The sequence below is a fragment of the Nocardioides pelophilus genome, assembly GCF_014180685.1.
GTDB lineage: Bacteria > Actinomycetota > Actinomycetes > Propionibacteriales > Nocardioidaceae > Nocardioides > Nocardioides pelophilus.
This window is the reverse complement of record NZ_JACEHF010000243.1, coordinates 1-4,381: the sequence shown is the minus strand read 5'-3', so window position 1 is coordinate 4,381 and position 4,381 is coordinate 1. Positions and strand designations below refer to the sequence as shown.

5 protein-coding genes are annotated in these 4,381 nt (G+C 71.6%); 1 reads left to right on the top strand and 4 read right to left on the bottom strand.

The features are described from left to right. The 3 genes from H0488_RS22210 to glmS all read right to left on the bottom strand — a co-directional run. The coding region (locus H0488_RS22210) for an NAD(P)H-hydrate epimerase (protein ID WP_312856485.1) at positions 1 to 225 on the bottom strand (225 nt) is incomplete at its 3' end. Positions 226 to 390: 165 nt separating this feature from the next. Continuing rightward, positions 391 to 744 (bottom strand): holo-ACP synthase, encoded by a 354-nt coding sequence (locus tag H0488_RS22205; protein WP_183101382.1) that lies wholly within the window; start codon positions 742 to 744, stop codon positions 391 to 393. 21 nt (positions 745 to 765) lie between these two features. Then, positions 766 to 2,610, bottom strand: coding sequence for a glutamine--fructose-6-phosphate transaminase (isomerizing) (glmS, locus tag H0488_RS22200; RefSeq protein ID WP_183101381.1), 1,845 nt, complete (start codon positions 2,608 to 2,610; stop codon positions 766 to 768). 82 nt (positions 2,611 to 2,692) lie between these two features. Here glmS and coaA point away from each other — a divergent pair, with 82 nt between their 5' ends. Further along, positions 2,693 to 3,682 carry a type I pantothenate kinase gene (gene coaA, locus H0488_RS22195; protein ID WP_183101383.1) on the top strand — a complete coding sequence of 330 codons (990 nt, stop codon included), beginning with the start codon at positions 2,693 to 2,695 and terminating at the stop codon, positions 3,680 to 3,682. Between the two features lie 18 nt (positions 3,683 to 3,700). On the opposite strand, the gene H0488_RS22190 is transcribed toward coaA, so the two are convergent. Continuing rightward, positions 3,701 to 4,381 (bottom strand): hypothetical protein (locus tag H0488_RS22190; RefSeq protein WP_183101380.1); only part of this gene is annotated, 681 nt, incomplete at its 5' end.

The window sequence follows — 4,381 nt, the reverse complement described above, 5'->3', positions numbered from 1 at the left end:
CGACCCTCGCCGGGCGAGCACGACCCCGGCGTACAACGCGTCGCCGCCGTTGTCGCCGGAGCCGACGAGCAGCAGCACCCGGCGTCCGTAGCCGCCGCCGAGCAGGTCGAGGACGGCGTGGGCCAACCCGTGGGCCGCTCGCTGCATCAACGCGCCCTCGGGAAGCTGCGCGAGCAGTGTCGCCTCGGCGGCCCGGACCTGTTCGACCGTGTGGGCTCGGATCACGGCCCCACGCTAGCCGCGCCGAATGCCTCGCACCTGACCTACCGGTCGCGATTTCGCGGAATCACGACCCGCAGGTCTGGTGCGACGACTAGAAGAGGCGGCGAGGCCGAACGCGGTCTCGAAGCGCGAGCCGGTCGCCCACCGCACCGCGGAGGCCGTGCCCGGTCATGACTCCAGGACCACCATCGCCGAGGCGATGCCGGCGTCGTGCGACAGCGAGAGGTGGATCCGCTGGACGCCGAGCGCGTTGGCTCGCGCCTTCACGGTGCCGCGGATCTTGAAGACCGGGCGTCCGGTCTCCTCCCGGATCACCTCGGCGTCGTGCCACTCCATGCCGCGCGGGGCCCCGAGCGCCTTCGCCAGGGCCTCCTTCGCCGCGAACCGGGCGGCGAGCGAGGCGACGGGCAGGACCCGCTCGGCCTCGGTGAAGAGGCGTACGGCGAGGGCCGGCGTGCGCTCGATCGACGCGGCGAACCGGTCGAGCTCGCAGACGTCGATGCCGACCCCGATCACCGCCACGTCATCACCCGATCGTCCCGGTCACTCGACGGTGACGGACTTGGCCAGGTTTCGGGGTTGGTCGACGTCGTGGCCGAGCGCGGTCGCGAGCTCGCACGCGAAGAGCTGGAGCGGCACGATCGCGACCAGCGGCTGGAGCAGGACGGGGACCTCGGGGAGCCGGATCAGGTGGTCGGCGTACGGCTCGATGGTCTCGTCGCCCTCCTCGGCCAGGCAGATGGTGAGGGCGCCGCGGGCCCGGACCTCCTGGATGCCGCTGATCATCTTCCCGTGCAGCTGGTCGCGGCCGCGGGGTGGTACGACGCACCAGACCGGCAGCCCGTCCTCGATCAGCGCGATCGGCCCGTGCTTGAGCTCGCCGGCCGCGAAGCCCTCCGCGTGCAGGTAGGCCAGCTCCTTGAGCTTGAGGGCCCCCTCGAGCGCGACGGGGTAGCCCGCGTGGCGGCCGAGGAACAGCACCGAGCGCGTGCCGATGTGGGCGCGCGCGAGGTCGTAGACCGCCGCCGCCTGCCCGAGGACGGTCTCGATGTGGCCGGGCATCTCCTCGAGCTGGCCCATGATCTCGTCGATCTCGTCGCCGTAGCGGGTGCCCTTGACCTGCGCGACGTAGAGCGCGAGCAGGTAGCAGGCGACCAGCTGGGTCAGGAAGCCCTTGGTCGAGGCGACGCCGATCTCGGGCCCGGCGTGGGTGTAGATCACGGCGTCGGACTCGCGCGGGATCGAGGAGCCGTTGGTGTTGCAGATCGCCAGCACCCTGGCCCGCTGGCTCTTGGCGTGGCGGATCGCCTGCAGGGTGTCGGCGGTCTCGCCGGACTGGCTGATCGCGACGACCAGCGTGGTGTGGTCGACGATCGGGTCGCGGTAGCGGAACTCGGACGCGAGCTCCACCTCGACCGGGGTGCGTGTCCAGTGCTCGATGGCGTACTTCGCGACCATCCCGGCGTAGAACGACGTGCCGCACGCGATGATGATGATCTTGTCGAGGTCGCGGATCTCCTCGTCGGCGAGCCGCATCTCGTCGAGCTGGAGGAGCCCGCCCACACCGCGCCGGCCGATCAGCGAGTCGGCGACCGCCCGTGGCTGCTCGAAGATCTCCTTGCGCATGAACCAGTCGTGGCCGTCCTTCTCGGCGGCCGACAGGTCCCAGTCGACGTGGAAGTGCTTGGCCTCGACCGGGGTGCCCCAGAAGTCGGTGACGGTCACCTGGTCAGGGGTCATGATCACGATCTGGTCCTGACCCAGCTCGAGCGCCTCCCGGGTGTGCTCGATGAACGCCGCGACGTCGGAGCCGAGGAAGTTCTCCCCCTCGCCGAGGCCAACGACGAGCGGGCTGTTGCGGCGGGCCGCCACCACCCGGTCGGGGTCCTCGGCGTCGACCGCCACGAGGGTGAACGCACCGTCGAGCTGCTGGCACACGCGCTGCATCGCGGTGGGGAGGTCGACGCCGGACTGGACCTGCAGCTCGACCAGGTGGGCCGCGATCTCGGTGTCGGTCTCGGAGAGGAAGACGTGGTCGTCGGCCTCGATCCGGGCGCGCAGCTCGGCGAAGTTCTCGATGATCCCGTTGTGCACGAGCGCCACCCGGCCGCTGCCGCCCGTGTGCGGGTGCGCGTTGACGTCGTTGGGCGGGCCGTGGGTGGCCCAGCGGGTGTGGCCGATGGCGGTGTGGGCAGCCGGGAGCGGGGTGTCGGCCAGCACCTTCTCCAGGTTGGCCAGCTTGCCGGCACGCTTCGCGACGGTCAGCTCGCCGTCGTGGACGACCGCGACGCCCGCGCTGTCATAGCCGCGGTACTCCAGCCGCCGGAGACCGTCGACGACGACGTCCTGGGCACGCTGAGGCCCGACGTAACCGACGATCCCGCACATGGCGCACCACTCTACGGGCTGCCGAACCCCGCGCCCGACCGTCCCTCCGGTATCGGGTGCTGCGACAATCGCGCCCATGGCGATGGCCGAGGCAGGCGCAGCGGGCACCGGTGACGAGCCGCAGGAGCCCGCACGGGAGGCGTCGCCGTACCTCGAGCTCGAGCGGGCCACCTGGGCGGCGCTCGCCTCCGAGACCGAGAGCCCGCTCACCGAGGACGAGATCCTCGCCCTGCGCGGCATCGGCGACGCGCTCGACCTCGACGAGATCGTGCAGGTCTACCTCCCTCTCTCGCGCCTGCTCAGCCTGCGGGTCGAGGCCGCGGGAGCGCTGCACCGGGCCCAGGAGGAGTTCCTGCACCGGGCCACGCCGCCGCGCACCCCGTTCGTGATCGGCCTCGCCGGCTCGGTGGCGGTCGGCAAGTCGACCGCGGCACGCGTGCTCCAGCAGATGCTGGGCCGCTGGCCCGCCCACCCGAACGTCGCCCTGGTGACGACCGACGGGTTCCTCTACCCGAACGCCGAGCTCGAGCGCCGCGGCCTGCTGGAGCGCAAGGGCTTCCCCGAGTCCTACGACCGCCGCGCCCTGATGAAGTTCGTCGTCGACATCAAGTCCGGCAAGGACGAGGTGCTCGCGCCGCGCTACTCCCACCTGATCTACGACGTGGTGCCGGACGAGAAGGTCGTCATCAAGCGGCCGGACATCCTGATCCTCGAGGGTCTCAACGTGCTGCAGCCGGCGCGGGCGCGGGCCGACGGGCGGACCGGCCTGGGGCTGTCGGACTTCTTCGACTTCTCGATCTTCGTCGACGCGGCCGTCGCCCACATCCGCGACTGGTACGTCGACCGCTTCCTGCGGCTGCGCGAGACCGCCTTCCGCGACCCGGACTCCTACTTCGCCAAGTACGCCCAGCTCACCCACGACGTCGCGGTCGACGAGGCCCGGCGGATCTGGGACACGATCAACGGCCCGAACCTCGAGCAGAACGTGCTCCCCACCCGCTCCCGGGCGACCCTGGTGCTGCGCAAGGACGCCGACCACTCGGTGCGCTACGTGCGGCTCCGGAAGATCTGAGGACCGGTCGGCCGATCCTCAGCGACCCACCGACGCGCGCAACGCGACCAGGTCGAAGGGCCACACCTTGCCGCCGGCGCGGCAGTAGAACCTCGCGTTGGCGTCGTCGACCTGGAACGCACCGGGCCAGTGCTCGCCGTCGATCGAGTAGGTCTCGATCGCGGCCTTGCCGTCGGCGTTGGTGAAGGCGGTCCGCTGCGCCGTGCGGTACTTCGCCTCCGGGTCGTCGACGCTGCACTCGACCGGCACGGAGTCCTCGGCCGCGAAACCCTCCAGCACGAGCTGGAAGAAGGTGCACGACCGGTCGTCGTAGACGCAGGCGGCGTCGACCGGGACCAGGTCGAGCACCTGCGGCCGGGACCGCTTGCAGAGCTCCCGTCCCGGGCCCGGAGTCCGACCGGCGCTGTTCGCGGCCACCAGCCGGACCGTTGCACACTGCGGCTCTCCGCCCACCCGGGTCGGGAGGGAGAACCGGGGGCGGACCGACTGCCAGTCGCTGCCGGTCCGTCGCTCGACCAGGTAATCGAGACCGGTGCTCGTGCGAGGGACCCGGACCGCGAAGGTGACCTCGAGGTCTCCGGGCTCGGCGCGGACATCGGGTTCGCCCGGTGGCTCCGGCGCCGTGATCGCGTCGGACGTCGCCGTCGACGCTGCCGGGGACGTCGCCGCCGACGTCCCCTCGGCCGCCGGGGCGTCGGG